This is a genomic window from uncultured Campylobacter sp. (assembly GCF_938030785.1).
Taxonomy (GTDB): Bacteria; Campylobacterota; Campylobacteria; order Campylobacterales; family Campylobacteraceae; genus Campylobacter_B.
In genome coordinates this window covers 1-17,492 of the sequence record NZ_CALHIK010000044.1, presented here as the reverse complement: position 1 = coordinate 17,492, position 17,492 = coordinate 1, and the positions used below count along the sequence as shown (strand labels likewise).

14 protein-coding genes are annotated in these 17,492 nt (G+C 49.3%); 10 read left to right on the top strand and 4 right to left on the bottom strand.

Annotation, left to right across the window (positions count from 1 at the left end):
* Positions 1-299 precede the first annotated feature (299 nt).
* The 10 genes from sdhA to Q0438_RS02250 all read left to right on the top strand — a co-directional run bounded on the left by sdhA (position 300) and on the right by Q0438_RS02250 (position 13,340).
* Positions 300-2,180: an 8-methylmenaquinol:fumarate reductase flavoprotein subunit gene (gene sdhA, locus Q0438_RS02295; RefSeq protein WP_299186888.1), complete on the top strand. Its 1,881-nt coding sequence runs from the start codon at positions 300-302 to the stop codon at positions 2,178-2,180.
* A complete protein-coding gene (gene sdhB / locus Q0438_RS02290) occupies positions 2,177-3,151 on the top strand; it encodes an 8-methylmenaquinol:fumarate reductase iron-sulfur subunit (RefSeq protein WP_299186885.1) in 975 nt (324 codons plus the stop codon). The genes sdhA and sdhB overlap by 4 nt, the downstream gene beginning before the upstream one ends.
* Before the next feature lie 10 nt (positions 3,152-3,161).
* Complete coding sequence (gene sdhE / locus Q0438_RS02285) at positions 3,162-4,019, top strand: 8-methylmenaquinol:fumarate reductase membrane anchor subunit (protein WP_299186882.1); 858 nt, start codon at positions 3,162-3,164, stop codon at positions 4,017-4,019.
* Positions 4,020-4,409: 390 nt separating this feature from the next.
* Positions 4,410-4,892 (top strand): flavodoxin domain-containing protein, encoded by a 483-nt coding sequence (locus tag Q0438_RS02280; RefSeq protein ID WP_299186879.1) that lies wholly within the window; start codon positions 4,410-4,412, stop codon positions 4,890-4,892.
* A gap of 658 nt (positions 4,893-5,550) precedes the next feature.
* On the top strand, positions 5,551-6,516 hold the full coding sequence (locus Q0438_RS02275; RefSeq protein WP_299186877.1) for an HlyD family efflux transporter periplasmic adaptor subunit: 966 nt from the start codon (positions 5,551-5,553) through the stop codon (positions 6,514-6,516).
* Between the two features lie 970 nt (positions 6,517-7,486).
* The gene (locus tag Q0438_RS02270) at positions 7,487-9,391 is read left to right on the top strand and encodes an ATP-binding cassette domain-containing protein (RefSeq protein WP_299186875.1); all 1,905 of its coding nucleotides are present in this window, start codon (positions 7,487-7,489) and stop codon (positions 9,389-9,391) included.
* Positions 9,378-9,872: a hypothetical protein gene (locus Q0438_RS02265; protein WP_299186872.1), complete on the top strand. Its 495-nt coding sequence runs from the start codon at positions 9,378-9,380 to the stop codon at positions 9,870-9,872. The genes Q0438_RS02270 and Q0438_RS02265 overlap by 14 nt, the downstream gene beginning before the upstream one ends.
* Positions 9,869-11,452 carry an ABC transporter permease gene (locus Q0438_RS02260; RefSeq protein WP_299186869.1) on the top strand — a complete coding sequence of 528 codons (1,584 nt, stop codon included), beginning with the start codon at positions 9,869-9,871 and terminating at the stop codon, positions 11,450-11,452. Before Q0438_RS02265 ends, Q0438_RS02260 begins: the two co-directional genes overlap by 4 nt.
* The gene (locus tag Q0438_RS02255) at positions 11,449-12,252 is read left to right on the top strand and encodes a hypothetical protein (protein ID WP_299186866.1); all 804 of its coding nucleotides are present in this window, start codon (positions 11,449-11,451) and stop codon (positions 12,250-12,252) included. The genes Q0438_RS02260 and Q0438_RS02255 overlap by 4 nt, the downstream gene beginning before the upstream one ends.
* Positions 12,249-13,340: an ABC transporter permease gene (locus Q0438_RS02250; protein ID WP_299186864.1), complete on the top strand. Its 1,092-nt coding sequence runs from the start codon at positions 12,249-12,251 to the stop codon at positions 13,338-13,340. Before Q0438_RS02255 ends, Q0438_RS02250 begins: the two co-directional genes overlap by 4 nt.
* A gap of 140 nt (positions 13,341-13,480) precedes the next feature.
* On the opposite strand, the gene Q0438_RS02245 is transcribed toward Q0438_RS02250, so the two are convergent.
* From Q0438_RS02245 to Q0438_RS02230, 4 genes are all read right to left on the bottom strand, one after another.
* Complete coding sequence (locus Q0438_RS02245) at positions 13,481-14,134, bottom strand: hypothetical protein (RefSeq protein WP_299186861.1); 654 nt, start codon at positions 14,132-14,134, stop codon at positions 13,481-13,483.
* A 489-nt stretch (positions 14,135-14,623) separates the two neighbouring features.
* Positions 14,624-15,388: an ABC transporter ATP-binding protein gene (locus Q0438_RS02240; protein WP_299186858.1), complete on the bottom strand. Its 765-nt coding sequence runs from the start codon at positions 15,386-15,388 to the stop codon at positions 14,624-14,626.
* Positions 15,372-16,352, bottom strand: a complete 981-nt coding sequence (locus Q0438_RS02235) for an iron ABC transporter permease (protein WP_298023568.1) — start codon at positions 16,350-16,352, stop codon at positions 15,372-15,374. The genes Q0438_RS02240 and Q0438_RS02235 overlap by 17 nt, the downstream gene beginning before the upstream one ends.
* Positions 16,352-17,398, bottom strand: coding sequence for an ABC transporter substrate-binding protein (locus Q0438_RS02230; protein ID WP_297942152.1), 1,047 nt, complete (start codon positions 17,396-17,398; stop codon positions 16,352-16,354). Before Q0438_RS02230 ends, Q0438_RS02235 begins: the two co-directional genes overlap by 1 nt.
* Positions 17,399-17,492 lie beyond the last annotated feature (94 nt).

Sequence of the window (17,492 nt, the reverse complement as noted above, 5' to 3'; positions counted from 1 at the left end):
TACAGCGTGAGATTATACCGACGGTTATCGCGCGGCGGTATTATCAAAATGATATGATAATTCAAAATTTTATGAAATTAAATAAAATTAAATATCAAAGTAAAACACCCTTGAAATCATATCTCATAAAGTAAGATATACAAAAACCATCTGTTTTAACTTAAAGATAAAATTAGCTTTTTTTACTAAAAAATATTTAAGAATTTCAATTTACCTAAAGAATTGATAATATATAATCTATAAAATCAATCAAAATTCTGTTTTGGCTCCGCCATTCAACGAAATTTCAAGGAAGTACAATGAGTGAATCAAATTTCAACAGACGCGATTTCTTAAAATCGGCCTGTATCAGCGTCGGCGCGCTTAGCCTTAGCGGCTGCGTGGATACCGACAAGGCTAAAAGCGCGGACGGCGGCAACGAAGGCGGCCTTCCTAGTGTGGACGTACTCGTTATCGGCTCGGGAGGCGCGGGTTTGCGTGCAGCCGTAGCGGTAAGAAAGAGTAATCCAAATCTTAGCGTAGTCGTTGCTACGAAGATGATGCCTTCGCGTAACGCGACCTGTATGGCGGAAGGCGGTATCAACGGCGTTACGAGTTTCAGTGGCGGCGATTCATACAAGCTTCACGCCTACGACACCGTAAAGGGCGGCGCATATCTCGTAGATCAGGACGCCGCGATTAAATTTTGCGAGCTTGCGGGCCCTACGATTGCCGAGATGGATTATATCGGCACGCTGTTTTCTAGAAATGCCAGCGGCGGCGTGGACGGCAAAGAAAACGGCGTCCCGGGCGGCGTAGCGCAGCGCTTTATGGGCGGCGCGTCTAAAAAACGATGCAACTACTCCGCCGATAAGACGGGTCATATCTTGATGCACGCCTGTTTTGACGATGCGGTTAGCAACGGCGTGAAATTTCTAATCGATCACGAGTTGCTTGAGATCAGCGCGCCTGATGGCAAATGCGAGGGCGTCGTGCTTCGAAATATCCAAACCGGCGATTTTTATCCGGTGCTTTGCAAAGCCTTGGTAATTGCTACGGGCGGATACACGAGGATGTTTTACAACCGCACCTCGGTGCCTTATATCGCCACCGGCGACGGTATCGCGGCTGCACTGCGCGCGGGTCTTGGATTCAGCGATCCGGAGATGGTGCAGTTTCATCCCACAGGTATCAAAAGCGGCGGCGCGCTCATTACCGAAGCGGCGCGCGGCGAGGGCGGATATCTGCTCAATAACAAAGGCGAGCGCTTTATGAAAAACTACCACGAAAAGATGGAGCTTGCGCCGCGCGATGTCGTAGCTCGCGCGATCGAAACTGAGATCCGCGAGGGCAGGGGATACGGCGAGGGGCTCGGCGCATACGTGCTGCTTGACGTAAGACATCTCGGAAAAGATAAAATTTTAAAAGCCCTTCCTAAGATCAGACACACCGCTATTTTGTTTGAGGGTATCGATCTAATCGAGGAGCCGATCCCGATTCGTCCGACGGCGCACTATTCTATGGGCGGTATCGAAGTGTCTAAATTTGACGATATGAGTACTAAAATTTCGGGACTTTACACTGCTGGCGAAGCGTCTTGTATCTCGATCCATGGCGCAAACCGCTTGGGCGGAAATTCTTTAACCGACGCCGTCGTAACGGGCAAGCTCGCAGGACTCGGCGCAGCGGATTATGCTGCGAAGCAGGATGGCTTCGGCTCGGGTAAAAGAGCGAGCGAGCTGGCGCAAAAATGGCAGGCTAAATTTAAGCAGATCGCAAACGGCTCGGGCAAGGCAGGCGAGATGTATGAGTTGCGCGAAGAGCTAGGCGCGCAGCTTTGGGATAATATGGGTATCTTTAGAACCGGCGAAAAGCTTGATCTGCTTTCGCAAAATTTAGAGGGTATCAGAGCGCGCTACGACGAGCTACGCGTCGCGGATGCAAATCCGGTTATGAATACCGCATTTACCGACTACGTCGAGCTTGGAAATTTAATCCTGCTTGCGCGCTGTGCGTGTTTGGCTGCGCAAAAGAGGCTTGAAAGCCGCGGCGCGCATACCAGAGAGGATTATCCGAAGCGCGACGATAAAAATTTCTTAAAGCACAGTATCGTGACGATGAACGACGCAGGAGAGCTAAGCTTGGGCTACAAAGAGGTCGTCGTTACGGAATTCTCTCTTGACGGAAGGAAACCTCAATGAAATTTATCATAGACCGCTTCGACGGAAGCAAAAATTATAAGCAAGCCTATGAGCTTAGTTTGGAGCAGATCAAAGGAAAGACCCTGCTTGGAGTTTTGCAATTTATAAAGCAAAATTTAGACATCACTTTAAATTTTACCGCAGCGTGCCGTATGGCGATATGCGGAGCCTGTGCCGTAAGGGTAAATGGACACTCATATCTTGCCTGCGATACCAAGATGGAGGCTTTGCTTGCGGAGTATGAAAACCCCGATAGCTTTACGATCTCTGCGTTAAATAATTTTCGAGTGATCTCGGATCTGGTGGTGGACTGGGAGCCTAGTATCGAGAATTTAAGAAAGATCAAGCCTACTATTACTCCTAAGAAAGAATTTAGCGCCGATAAGGGCTGTAAGCAAAGCCCGGAGCAGATGGAGCGCGTCAAAAAGCAGTGGGATTGTATCCTTTGCGGATGTTGCGCTAGCGAATGCAATAAGCTAGAAGCGGACGCGAGCGATTATATGCAGCCCTTTGTTTTCACGCATGCTAACCGCGCCGCGTTTGATTCAAGAAGCAGGGACGCTATGCCTCATCTAAAGCCTGCAGTGCTAAACGGATTATGGCTATGCGTGCACTGCCAAGAGTGCGCCGATCGCTGTCCTAAAGGCATAAGCGCTCAAAGCGACATCACCGCACTTCGCGCCTTAGCGATGAAAAAGGGCTTAACCGCAGGAAGCGGCCCTGGTCACGCGGAGGCGTTCCTGCTAGACATCGTAGAAGGAAGCGGAAGATTAAACGAGATCAAGCTCGCTTTAAGAAGCGAAGGCGTATTTGCCAATATGGGCAAGATGGATGTAGCGGCAAATTTGATGATGGCAGGCAAGATGAATCCTCTTCATGCTTTCGGCGAAGAGGAGATCGAGGGACATGCGCAGCTCGTTAAGATGATAGAGGCCGCACGCAAAGCTCAAGCTAGCGGCGAGATAGAATAAGGAGGAGAAGATGAATAACGAATTTGCATTTTTCCCGGGTTGCGTTTTAAGTCAAGCCGCAAAGGAATCTAAAATTTCACTTGAAGCGATCGCTCCGGTACTGGGTATTAAACTTCACGAGATAAAGGGCTGGAGCTGCTGCGGGGCTAGTCAAGCTCAATGCGTCGATCCCATGGCAAGCTTGGTAGCCAATGCTAGAAACATCGCGCTAGCCGAGGGTATGAATATGCCTCTGCTAACTACCTGCTCCACCTGTATGCTAACTCTAACTAAAGCAAAGCTTGCGTTGGATAAGGGAGCCAAAAGCTATATCAATACCTTTTTAAAAGAGGGCGGTATGCAGTATCAGGGAAGCACCGAGATAACAAGTCTGCTTTGGGTACTATATCAAAGCTTAGACACTCTAAAAGCTAAGGTCACGAGACCGCTAACAAATTTAAAAGTAGCTCTATTTTACGGCTGCCATTCATTAAGACCGGAGCGCGAGCTTAAAAAAGAAAGCTCAACCAATCCGAAAAGCTTTGAAACGGTAGTTAGCGCACTTGGTGCTCAGATCGTGCCTTTTGAAAAACGCCTTGATTGCTGCGGCTTTCATGCTAGCTATCCTGCGGTAAAGTCGGTTCAAAAGATGTCAAGCGAGATCGTAAATAATGCGGGCGAAAACGGAGCGGACGTAGTAGTTACTCCTTGTCCGCTATGTCAGATGCAGCTAGATATCTATCAGGAGCGATACCAAGAAGCGATGAACTCCAAGGCAAGAAAGCCGATCATCCACCTATCTCAGCTGGTAGGCCTTGCTCTTGGGCTAAGCAACGAACAGCTTGGACTAAATATCAATATCCAAGATGCAACGAGACTGGTAAGCTGATCTTTGAGAGATATTTAGAATTTTCTAAAATTTATGGATGATTTTACAAAAATACTTCGCTGCGGCGCACACATAGTGCGCCTTGCGAGTATTTCACAAAATCATCCGACCTACGCTTACTTTATCCTAAAATACTTTTCGCCGCTATAAAATTCTTGGATAAAATTTCATTGATTCGTAAATTTAACGCTTCATAAAATTTAATGCTTTCTCCGCCGTAATTTAATACTTCATACGCCGCGCTAAATTTTAATCTGCCTTTTAAATTTCATAAATTTAAAATTCTAAAATTTACTGCATTTGACTATGCCGAACCTGCCGCGCAAAATCTATTTTAACTGAGATTTTATCTTATTTTGTTAGAATCATTCTTATTTTTAAGGAGAAAAAATGAAAAAACTATTAGTTTACGCCACCAAAGGCGGCGACACGAAAGTCGTGAGCGAATACATCGCTTCAAAGCTCGGCTTTGAGATCAAGGAGGCCAAAGAGCTTGGCGAGGAGGATTTGACGGGAGCCGGCGCGTTTATTTTTGCGGCTTCGACGCACGGCGACGGACAGATCCAGGCTAAATTTGACGACAAATTGGAGCTTTTGAATAAAACCGATTTTGACGGACGCAAGGTCGCGCTCATAGGCGTTGGCAACGTCGAGCGCCACGGCAGCGATTTTTGCAGCGGTATGAGTGCGTTTTTGCCAGTGCTTAAAAAGGCCGATCTCATCGGCGCTTGGGGCGCGGAGGGCTATAAATTTAAACATTCGCGCGCCTTCATAAACGGCAAATTTGTAGGTCTTACGATCGATTTTAAGGGCGACGAGCACTGGCAGGCGAGGGCCGATAAATGGATCGCCGCAGTTAAAGGCGAGTTTTAAATATTTCAATTTTTGTGCGACCGACCGAGCTCTGGGCTCATCGAGCCTAAAGCTCGTTAAATTTCCCCATTAAATTTCACGCTTTGCTTGAAAGCGGCGCCCTCTTAAATTTTACTCGTTGCGCTGTTAGAATTTCCACCGCATCCAAGCTTCACCAGCTCATGCTGCTAAAATTTTATCGCTAGCGGAGGCTGTAAATTCCAACTTGCCGCGTAGATTACTATAAACATCGCAAAAATTTAATTTGCGATGTTTCGTTTATGCACTATAATTTCCGCCCACAGCGTCAGTGTAGCACCTGTGCATTAAAATTCTAATCTCATATTAAAATTTTACTTACGCGTCAAAATTACGCTCACGGCACCTATGTATCGCCCGCACGTTAAAATTTCACGCTCCGCTTGAAAGCGGGGTCTCCTCGTCAAAATTTTAAAATTTTTAATTCAAAAAGTCGCGTATTTTATAAGCCGTACCGCTTAAAATCGCGCAGATAGGCTAAATTTTTCCGCCCAAGCTTCAATTCTGCTCGCGCGGCGGTCAATTCAATACGGCAATTTTATGCGATCAATTTACAAAATCTCCGCCCAAACCTCAAATATCAGCGCCGCATTAGAAAAGTTATTTTATAATAACCGCATATCAAAATTTAAGGCGATCTATGAAAAGGCTTCTAATTTTCGTCATTTTTGCGCTGGCCGCTCTCGCCGCGGCGATCTACTTCAATCTCGATAGGCGCGAAGAGGTCGCGCACAAGGCCTACGGCATCATCGACATCAGGCAGAGCTCGCTTAGCTTCGAGCGCAGCGGCCGCATTAGCGCGCTTTATCGCGACGAGGGCGATTTCGTGCAGGCTGGCGATGTTTTGGCGGCTCTGGATACGGCGGATCTGAGTTTTCAAAGACAGGTTCAGATCGCGAGGTGCGACGGGCTTAAATTTAGCTTGCAAAAGCTGCAAAGCGGTTTTCGTAGCGAGGAGATCGAGATGGCGGCGGCGAACGTAAGCGCGATGCAAAACGCCCTACAGCTCGCTACTTTGACGAACGAGCGCCTCAAGAGCCTAGGCAAAACAAACTCTGCGTCCAAGCAGCAGATCGACGAGGCGTTTTACTCGATGAAGCGCACGCAAGCCCAGCTGCAAAGCGCGCAGGCTAATCTACGTCAGCTTCAAAGCGGCTACCGCGGCGAGGATGTCGGCGCCGCCCGCGCAAATTTGGCAAGCTGCGAGGAAAATTTAAAATATCTGAACTACCAAATCGAGACGCAAAGCGTGCTAAAAGCGCCATTTAGCGGGCAGATCAGAGCGCGCCTTAAGGAGCTCGGCGACATTAGCATGCCAAGCGTGGGCGTTTTTGAGCTCAGCGAAGTAAAAAACAAGCGCGCGAAATTTTATCTGAGCGAAAATCAGCTCCGCTTCCTGCGTGCTGGACAGAGCGTGCGGATCATCGCTGCGGACGGCTCTAGCGCGAGCGCAAAGGTCGCTTACGTGAGCCAAACCGCGATGTATACGCCGCGCACGGTGCAGACCGAGGAGCTGCGCGCCGATCTCGTGTGGGAGGCGCGAGCCGATTTCAGCGACGAGGACGGCAACTTTCGCTTAGGCCAGCCGATCAGCGTAGAATTTTGACGGGCGGGTAGCACATAAGTATCGCTAGCGAGGGCGAAATTTAAAGCGTGGTGTGGGTGGCAGGAACACTACGGATGGAATTTTATCGCGGCGCAATGCCCAAAGCTATCAGGTGCGGCGAGTTGGAATTTAAACGGTTGCCTTAGCGATAAAATTTTGGCGGCATAACGACGCGAAATTTATGAGCGATTTTGACGGCATCTGCGGGCAAAATTTATATAACAAAGCTCGCTGCCCGACAAATTTTACGCGATACCCGGCGAGCGAGACATGCGGCGTGGGTTTGATGAAATTCTAAAAGTGCGCTTCAAGGTGAAATTTTAACGGTGCCTGTTCGCAGGGTAGGGCGATAAATTTTTGCTGCGCCTAAAATAGATCGTCTCGGCGGCGAGTAAAATTTTGCCGAAAGATTTGGCGCAAAACAGCGCGAGTTAAATTTTAAAATTTGCATCTCGGCGGAGAATAGGTAAAAGCCGGGCGGTAGAGCGGGAGCGGGCTTTGTTTCTAGCAGACCGTTTTGCGATAAACGAGCGATGGTTGAGTAATGACTGCGGACGGCAGTAAAATTTCGCTACGAAACAAGCGGCGCGATTAAATACCGATTGTGCGCGGCGATAAAATTTCACCGCAAGAGGCGCGACGCAGATAGAAAGCTCGGCGCCCATAGGTCGCCAGGTGTTTGAAAACTCGTTTGCGTTTGCGTTTTGAAGCGAATTTATCGCAGACACTCACGGAGCGCTCGATGTTTAGGATCGCGACGTTTTATGCGCGGATAGTTTTCGTCGCTCGTCGCAAAATTTAAAGCGTGCGGCGTGCGGCGCAAAATTTTAAAGTTCGTAGCGGTCGCAAAACCAAGACGTCTCGGCGGCTGCAGAAGCAGGGCGTCGCGACAAAGAGCGTCTTTTCGGCATGCATAGGCCTCGTTCGTCGCGCCAAGCGACGGGGCGAGCAATAAAATTTGGAGCTAAGCTTGGATCTACTAAATATCGTAAATTTAAAGAAATTTTACCTGCGAGAGGATCGCAGCAAAAACGTCGTTTTTGAAAATTTTGATCTGCGAATTGGTGCCTCGCCGCGGCTCATCAGCCTCACGGGCCCCGACGGCGCGGGCAAATCCACGCTTTTAAAGCTCATCTGCGGCATCATCGCGCCCGATTGCGGCGAGATAAAATTTGCAGGTTTCGTCCCTAGCGGCGAAAATAAAGAATTCGTCCGCGCAAACGGCTATATGTCGCAGAGCCTGGGGCTTTACGAGGAGCTTAGCGTCTGGCAAAATTTAAACATCTTCGCAGGCCTAAAAGGGCTCGATCTAAAAGACTGCGAGGAGTATCTGCGCGGGCTTTTGCGCCGCGTGGGACTTTTGAAATTTAAAGATTACGCCGTGGATTCGCTCTCCGGCGGGATGAAACAAAAGCTCGGCGTTGCGTGCGCGATTGCGGCAAAACCGCGGCTTTTGGTGCTAGATGAGCCCACCGTCGGCGTCGATCCGCTCTCGCGTAGCGAGCTGTGGGCGATCGTGCGCGAGTATCTGGATCAAAGCGACGCGAAATGCATATTTTCGACGGCGTATTTCGACGAGGCGGCGGATGCCGATCTGACGCTGATTTTGCTCGGCGGCAAGATCATAGCGCAGGAGCGCGCCGTAAAGATCACCGCGGCGCTGCGGGAGCATACCTTTCGCATTGACGGCGAGGATTATCAGCGCCTGGCGCGCCGCTTGATGTTTAAGACGCAGAGATTTTTAAAAAACTCCCCGCTCATCGACATCTGCCCCAGAGACGGCAGCGTCGATCTGCTAAGCGATGAGCCAATAAGCCTGCGCGATCTGCAGGAGTTTTTAAACGCGAGCCTAGAGGGTGATGGCGAAAATACAGAGCGCGAAAACGGGCACGACAAAGGCACGGATCCCGAAGACGGGCGCGACGAAAATTTTAAAATTTCAAACGGAAATGAGGGCGTTAAATTTAGTGAAAGCGGAGATGTCAAATTTAATGAAAACGGAAGCGCTAAATTTAAACTCAGCCCGCGCGAGGCGAGCCTAGAGGATGCGTATATTTTTTTAAATAAAGCGGAGATCGGCGCGGCAAACTTCGGCTACGAAAAAAGGAGCTTCGATGCGGCTCAAACCGTCATCAAAGTGCGCGACGTGAGTAAAAAATTCGGCTCATTTACCGCCGTGGAAAATACGAGTTTCGAGGTCAAAAAGGGCGAGATTTTTGGCCTTCTGGGCCCAAACGGCGCGGGCAAAACGACGACCTTTCGTATGATCTGCGCGCTTTTGGGGATGAGCGGGGGCGAGATCTCGGTCATGGGCGAGGATCTGCGCCACGCCAAATCATCGATCAGATCGCGCATCGGCTATGTCTCTCAGAAATTTTCGCTTTATAAAAAGCTAAGCTGCTATCAAAATTTAGAGTATTTCGGCCGCAGCTACGGTATCGGCGGAGTAGCGCTGAAGCGGCGCATAGAGGAGCTTTTGAGTGAGTTTGGCTTGCAGCGGCTGCGAAACGAGACGTGGCAGAACCTGCCGTTCGGCGCGGGACGCAACCTCAGCATGGCATGCGCACTCATCCACCGCCCCGAGATTTTGTTTCTCGACGAGGCCACCAGCGGCGCCGATCCGCTCTCGCGCAGGCTCTTTTGGAACCGCATAAATGCGCTCGCGCGCACCGGCGTGAGCGTGGTCGTGACGACGCATTTTATGGAAGAGGCGGAGTATTGCGATCGGTTTTTGATCCAAGATCGCGGCAAAATCTTGGCGCTGGGTAGCCCCGACGAGGTCTGCGTGCAGAGCGGGCGGCGGCTTAGCGTGCAGCAGGCCTTTATAAACGAAGTGCAAAAATTTAGAAGCGAGGCGGGCGATGAGGGCTTTTGATCTAAATTTTACCCGAGCGGCGAGGATTTTTGATCCGAATTTTATGCGAACTTGGCGAAAACCAGCGTACCCGCGCGGTAAAATTTTAAACGGCGAAAGGGTTTTGCGGGGCGATGAAATTTTAAGCGGCGGCGGAATTTTGAGCGACCGGGCTTTGGGCGTCGGTAAAATTCTAAGCGGCAGCGGGATTTTTAGCAGCGGCGAAATTTGGAGCGATAGTAAAATTTTAAATGGTGGCGAAATTTTAAGAGATTGCGAAATTTCAAGCGGCAGCGGAATTTTGAATGAGATGTCGCGCAGCGGGACACAGCGCGGATTTTTTAGATGGGTACTGCGCGAGCTCTGCGGCAAAACGAGCCCGCTCCGTCCGCGTCGTAAATTTCAAAGCGCGGTAGTCGCCGAATTTGCGCGATCAAAATTTAAGGGCTCGTCGCGCGCAGCGCAGTGCTGCAAAATCCGAGCACAGGGGCAGGGCGGATGAACTTTACCTTTTTAAAAATCCTCGTAAAAAAGGAGTTCGCGCAGATCGCAAAGGACCGATCGGCGCTCGTGATCGCGTTTTTGATGCCGCTAATTTTGGTCGTGATCTACGGATATGCGATGCGAATGGACATAAAGCCCGTCAAAGTGGGCTTCGTAAGCGATCTGAGCTCCAAAATCGAGCGGGATCTGCTCGGCGGGTTTTTGGGCTCAAAATACCTACAAACCCGCGTCTACACGGATCTAGAGAGCGCGAGGAGGGATTTTAAGGCGCATGAGATCGAGAGCATTTTGTATTTTGATCCGCGCTTTGCGGCGAAATTTCAAAGCACTTTGGGCGGACTCGGCGGCGCGGGCGGCGGCGTAAATTTAAACCTTTCTAGTGATGAAAGCTCTTTCGCGGGCAGCACAAGCGATATCCAAAACGTGAGCAGCGTCGAAAATGTCCGTCCGCTTGAGGACGACAGCGCGGGCGCTAGTACGGAGAGCGGCATAAACACCTCTGCGGGCGGCACCGGCGCAAGCGGCGAGGGTTTATACGGCAACGGCTCGGAAACGGGCGGCAACGGAGTAAATTCAGGCGACATAGGCGCAAATCAAGGCAGCGTAAATTTAATAGGCGGCGCAGGCGATACGAATACAGGCCTCATGGGCGGAGCGGACGATCTCCAAAATACGAGCGGCGGCGTCAATGTAAGCCCTTACGCTAACGGCACTGGCAGAGAGGGCGGCGCTGTAAATAACGGCGACAGCTCAAGCGGTGCAGGCGGTAGCGCGGGCGGCTCGAATAAAGACGGCGCCGAAATTTTCCTTATCCAAAACGCCACTCAGTCGCAGCTAGCACTTCTTAGTTACGTTTACGTAGCAGGAGTAATCGAGCAGGTTTTGGCGCAAGATTACGGCTTTTTAAATGCAAATTTAAACGCCGCCGCAAAGCCGCTCAGCGTGAATTATCGCAGCTGGTTCAACGAAGCCAACGAATCGACGTGGTATCTCGTATCTGCCGAGTACGTGGGGATTTTGGGGCTCATCTGCCTATTTATGGTCGCGGTCGTGATCTCGCGCGAATGGGATCGCGGCACGATCGCCTCGCTTTACAACTCCAACGCAAGCGCGCTTGAGATCGTCACTGCCAAGGTCGGCGCGTATTATTTCCTGGCGCTTTTAGGCGGCGCGATGACACTCGTTTACGGGCAGACGCTTTTGGGCATCCCGATCCGCGGCAGCGTGGCGATGCTGCTGGCGACGCTTTGCGTCTTCGTGCTGGAGATGACCTGCCTAGGCATGCTGATCTCGGCGATCTGCAAAAATCAATTCCTAGCGCAGGAATACGCCATCGTCATCGGCTACCTGCCCGTGACGCTGCTTAGCGGCATGATATTTGATCTGCGCGGACTGCCCGCGGCGGTCAACTTCATCGGGCACCTGCTGCCGCCCACATACGCGGTCGAGTCCTTTCGCATCTGCTTCCTCTCGGGCGGACAGAGCGCGACGCTGTGGGTAAACCTCGCCATTCAGGCGCTCGGAGCGGTTTTGTTTTTCAGCTTGTGCGTGCTTAGCGTAAAAAGGGGCGCACGATGAAATTTTTAGAATTTTCGCGTAAGCAAACAGAATGTGGATATGAAATTTTAAAATTTCTCGGCGCGAAACGCTTTAGCTTGCGAACAGCGACGACAGAGTTTTTAAATTTTACGCCAGCGTCGCACAATGGATTTGAAATTTTAAAATTTACACCCGAACCGCTGCGCAATCGGTTTGGAATTTTAAAATTTACGCTTGCTTCAGCGCGTCTTGCGGACACAGCGCAAAATTTCATATCGCGGAATAGATTTAAAATTTTAAAATTTATTTGCGCGCCGCTTCGCGCTCTGCGCCGCGCTTTGTCGCGCGTAGATAGTGCCGAAGCAGGGCGCGCGGCGCGGCTTACTTCGCAGCATGCGCACGACGCGATAGAAAAACGACATGCGGTTAAGTCTAATCATGTGAGCAGTTTGGATTCCGCGCAGTGCCGCATAGTGCGACTTTATGGCGCAGCTGCACGACACGGCTACGAAGTAGGGCGCGTGGAAAATTTTAGCAAATTTAGCCTCACAAACGCGCTTTTAAATTTCATCTCCTTGCTGCCGCGTAAATTTAAACTTGAGCTTTTAAAATTTACGCGCGAGGTGCCGCGCGATAGATCTGAAATTTTAAATTTTACGCCCAAGCTGAGTAATCGGTTTGAAATTTTAAAATTTACGCTCGCGCCGCATAAATTTAAACCCGCGCCCATTCCGCTTTTAAATTTTATTTCAAATTTCACTCCGCACGCCAGCGCCTTTAAATTTGAAAATGGCGTTAAATTTAAAGGCGCCGCTAAATTTGAAAGGAGTGCGCGATGAATGCTCTGCGAAAATCCCTGCTTAGAATTCGCGCGCTGATAAAAAAGGAATTTTTGGCGATGTTTCGCGACAAGGGCACGCGTATGGTGCTGATCGTGCCGGTGCTGGTGCAGGCGATCATATTCGGCTACGGCGCGAATTTCACCCCCGAGCAGGTGCGCTACGCGATTTTGGACGACGCCCGCGATGCGACGTCCACCGCGCTGGTACAGCAGATCGCCGCTACGCCGATGTTTAAAACAGATCTCGGCTGCAAAGACCTAACCTGCCTGCGCCGCGCGGTAAGCGAGGGCGAGGCGATCATCGGGATCTATTTCGGCAGCGATTTTAAGGATACGCACGAGCTTTTGATCATCGCGGATTCGCGCAATACGACCTTGGCAAACACCGTCATCGGCTTCGTGCAGGCCATAGCGGGGGAATACAACGCGCAGCATTTTGTCAATTTAATCAGTATAAATCCGCGCTATGTTTTTAACGAAAACACGATCACGCGCTACACGATAATGACGGGGATGATTTTGGGGCTTTCGATGATTCAGGTGCTGATGCTATCGGCGTTTAGCGTCTCCCGCGAGCGCGAGGAGGGGAGCTTCGATATGATGCTGATGACGCCCGCGAACCCGCTTGAGATGCTGATCGGCAAAGCCGTGCCGCCCGTGCTGATCGCGATCGCGCAGGGGCTCGCGCTGTTTTTGATCTGCGTGTTTTACTTCGAAATTCCGTTTCGAGGGCGCTTTGCGGATCTTTTTGCGATCATCGCGATCTTTAGCGCCTGCAACGTAGGCATCGGGCTCGTGATCTCGACCGTCTGCAAAACCTCGCTGCAATCGGTCGTGAGCTCGTTTTTGTTCCTGCTGCCGTGCATTATGATAAGCGGGCTGATAACGCCTGCGGACGCGATGCCGCGGTGGTTTTACTACATCGCGCACCTAGATCCGATGTATTATGCTAACAACTGCATGTGGCGGATCTATCTGGAGGGTGCGAGCCTGGGCGAGCTGTGGCATCTCATCGTGCCGCTGCTGCTGATCGGGATCGGCACGTTGAGCTTTGCGGCGTCGCTTTTTAGAAATAAGCTGGACTAAAATTATGGTGGTCGTGCGCAGCGCAAAATACACGGTGCGCAAAATTTTAAAATTTGAAAGGCGCGGTGGGTTTTAAATTTTAAATCTACTTGAGGAATTTTAAAATTTCATAGCGACGAGAGGTTTACGAAATTTAAAATTTAAACCTCTGCGCTTATATTTTCTATTTTGCTCCAGGCTAGCAGGTGCACGATACCGGTTATTATGAGGGCGGCAAACGGTAGAAATTCCTTCAACGATGTGATAACTAAAGCCGCAACCGTATCGTCAGTTTGCGGCTTGGAGTTAGTCAAACCGAAGGGCCCCGCGCCACACAGTATATTTAGTGCTAAAAACCCCACGCAGAGCCACACGTAGGTGCGAAAAGCGCTCACGCCGCTTACTCGCGCTAAAGAGAAATTTATGCGAAGCCACGCTACGATTATGTAGATTGCGGCTGCGGGCGCTGCTAAATTCCATATAGTCTCTTCTATCATCTCTTTTATCGTTACTTCTCTGTAACAACCTGCCGGATAAAATAATAAAAGCGCCACGAAGCAGATGCCGATGATTACGCAGTTGCGGTAAAGCGCCGCCGCTTTTATGCCGCTAAGCATTGAAATTTTGCGGAGCGCTCTTAGCCTATAAATCACCGAGAAACAGATAAGAGCGATAAAAATTCCGCTGACTATTAAGAACATTCCGCCGGAAGCAAGGCCTATCACCTTAAAAACCGCGAGTACCGCCGATAAAAACAGGTCGATTCCGGTGCTGATTATTCCCTCTTTTCTTACCTGAGATACGGTGTCTTGCATATATTAAGTCCTTTTAAATTTATCCAGAAGTATACATAAATCGATGTAAAGCAGGAATTAAACAGTTAAATTTAAAATTTCAAAATTTTGTCGCGATTGGGCGCATACTGCGTAATTTCGGAATTATACAGGAGCGAGAATAAAATTCCGTCGTGGAATTTTAAAATGGAATTTAGCCTATGGATTTGCAGGCAGAATTCTATTACAAAAATTTTAAACCACAAGCGCGGTATCTTTCATTGCGCGCTTCGAAAACCGACAAGCCGCAGAAAATTCCGCTATGAGATTTCTGCTCGGAATTCCGCGGTAAAATTCCGCTATGGAATTTAGACTGGAATTCTAGGGCAAAAACCTCGATATAAAATTTTAATCAGAATTTCAAGACGGCATTTCAGGATAAAATTATGCGATTTAAATTCCACTCAAGATAAAATCTCGCGATTTAAAATTCCACGCCGATTGACGAGTTGCTTTGTCGCGCCACTCGCACTATTTCACCTGTGCGCTGAAAATTTGCGTGATGCTGCTTATCTGCTCGCCCTCTATGTCAAATTTCGCCGTTTTGATCTGTACGCCGTAGAGCGAGCTAAGCGCGGCTTCGGTTAAAATTTCGTTACTTGCGCCGTAGTTGTAGCTAAGATCATTTCGCAAGATTAGTGTGCGATCGGCGACTGCGAGGGCGTGGTTAGGCTGATGGGTGGTAAAAACTATGCTCGCATCGCTATTTGAGCGTAGATTTGCGATGAGGCTTAGCACGCGGTCTTGATTTTTGATATCAAGCGCGCTGGCAGGCTCGTCCAAAAACAGCACGTCGCTGCCGCTAGCTAGGGCTCTAGCAAAGAGCACGAGCTGCCTCTGCCCGCCGCTAAGGGCGTTAAAGCTGCGCTTTTGCAGATGGGCGACGCCTAGCGTATCCAGAGCGTCAAGGCAGATTTGAATATCCTTTTTGCCCGGTTTTGAAAAGAGCGAGATCTCGCGTACTCGCCCCATCAGTACGATGTCAAGCACGCTGTAATCAAACGCGACGTTAAAGCTTTGAGGCAAGAAAGCAAATTTTGCCTTGCGCACGATCTCGCCTTCTTTAGGCTGCAAAATCCCCATCATACACGACATTAGCGTACTTTTGCCTTGCCCGTTTAAGCCCAAAATCGCTAATGTTTGAGAGCTGGCAAGCTCGAAGTTTAAGTTGCGAAAGCAGAATTTTTCCGCCTCGTAGTAAAAGCCAGCATTTTTTACCTCAATTAGATTTTGCATTTTTGGCACTCCTTTTTAGAAGTAGGGCAAAGATCGGGCTTCCGATGAGAGCGGATAGAATTCCTAAAGGAATTTCGGCGCTACTTAGCGAGCGAGATAGATCGTCGATTGCCAGCATAAAGATCGCTCCTGCAATGAAGCAAGCAGGCATTAGCTTCACGTGGTCGCTGCCCGCGATGAGCCTGGTGGCGTGCGGCACTACAAGACCTACCCAGCCGATATTTCCGCTGACGCTAACTTGTACGGCGATCAGAGCGGTGCAAAGCGCTAGGATCGTGCAGCGCAGAAACTTAACATCCACGCCTAGCACGCGCAAATCATCATCATTTAGGCTGAGTAGATTAAACCGCCATCTCAGCGCGATTAAGACTGCAGAAGCGGGCAGGGCGATCGCGCACATCAAAATTACTTTATCGTATCCTGCGCTTACGAAGCTTCCTAGTAGCCAAAAGACGATATTAGGCAGCACTTCCTCATCGTCTGCCAGATACTGCACCAAGCTCGTAAGTGCGGCAAATACGCCGTTAATGACTATACCTGCTAAAATGAGTGAGAAAATATCAGCGCGTGCTACGAATTTTGCCAAAAGATAGAGCAAAAATAGCGCCGCAAGCCCGAAGCAAAATGCAAAACCCGCAAGCCATAAGCCGCTCAATCCTAGCAAGATACAAAGCGCGCCGCCGAATGCCGCTGCGGTGCTAACGCCTACGATGTGCGGACCAACGAGCGGGTTTTTAAATACCGCCTGCAAGCTCAAACCCGCGATAGCAAGCGCTCCACCGCAAAGGCTGGAGAGTAGAATGCGCGGAATTCTAACATCCATCATCACACTTTTGGCGGCTTCATCGCCGCCTCCGCTAAAGAGAATTTTAAAAATTTCTTCTAACGGTATATGAAACTGCCCACTAGCGAGCGAGATTAGCGCCAGCACTACCCAAAAAAGAAGCAGGATTACGTTTAGCATTATTTTTGATATTTGACGCGGTAAAATTTCTCGTAGAATTCCTCTACTTTTTTATCAAAGTTTGCGTCCTTAAAATTTTGCGGATAAAGTTTCATCGCAAGCCATTCCTCGCCAAGCGCCATTGCTTCGGCAGTCGGATGACCCCATGCTTTAACGAATTCGGGCATTAGATAAATTCTATCCTCTTTCACGGCGCTAAGACCTTTTAGCGCAGGGTTTGCCTTAAGTTCGGCAGGTACTTGAGGATAGCGGTTTTGCACTAAGATAATCTGCGGATTCCATGCTAAAATTTGCTCCGGCGAAACCTGCTTATAGCCCTTTATATCTGCAGCGGCGACGTTCGTCGCACCCGCTCTTGCTAACATTACGCCAGTATATTTGCCGCTACCGTAGGTCGTAAGATCGGGATTTGCCATATAAACTCTAGGTCTTTTATCTACAATAAAATTACTAAATTTGGCATTTAAATCAGCTTGCGATTTTTTAACGAAATCTATTAATTCAGCGGCATCCTTTTCGTGATTGCTTAGTTCGCCTAGAATTTTAACCCCCTCGTAAAAGCCCTCATCGTAAGCAGCGAAGCTATCGCGCTCATCTTTAAAGGTCGGATTTAGCTTAGCTTTTTCCTCTTGTGCAGAGCTGAAAAATGAAATACCTACGACCGGGATTTTCAACTCCTCCATTTTAGCGATATATTCTTTAGGGAAGTAGTTGACCACTACGACCGCATCGGGCTTTAGACTAAGCAGAGCTTCGTAATTGACATCTTTGATATCGCCTGGATTAGGTAGGTTTTTAAAACTCGGTGCCAAACGATTATACTCTTTGCCTAGGCGTTGCTCCCAGCTTTTTAGGATGCCTACGACCTTATCTTGGGCGTTGATTTCGTTTAAGACATTGAGCGCTTCGTGGTGTAGCACGACGATACGATTTACTTGATCCGGGATCGTGACCTTGCGACCGAGCTGATCGGTAATCGTGCGATCTGCAAAAGCCAGGCTAGCGCAAAGCACTGTACCAAGAAGGATTGAGTGAAGTTTAAGCATTTTTTCTCCTTGAAAATTCCGCAAAATATGCGGGATTAGAATAGCGGAATTATAGCTGATCGGCATAAAATCCAGATAAATTTTTATATAAATT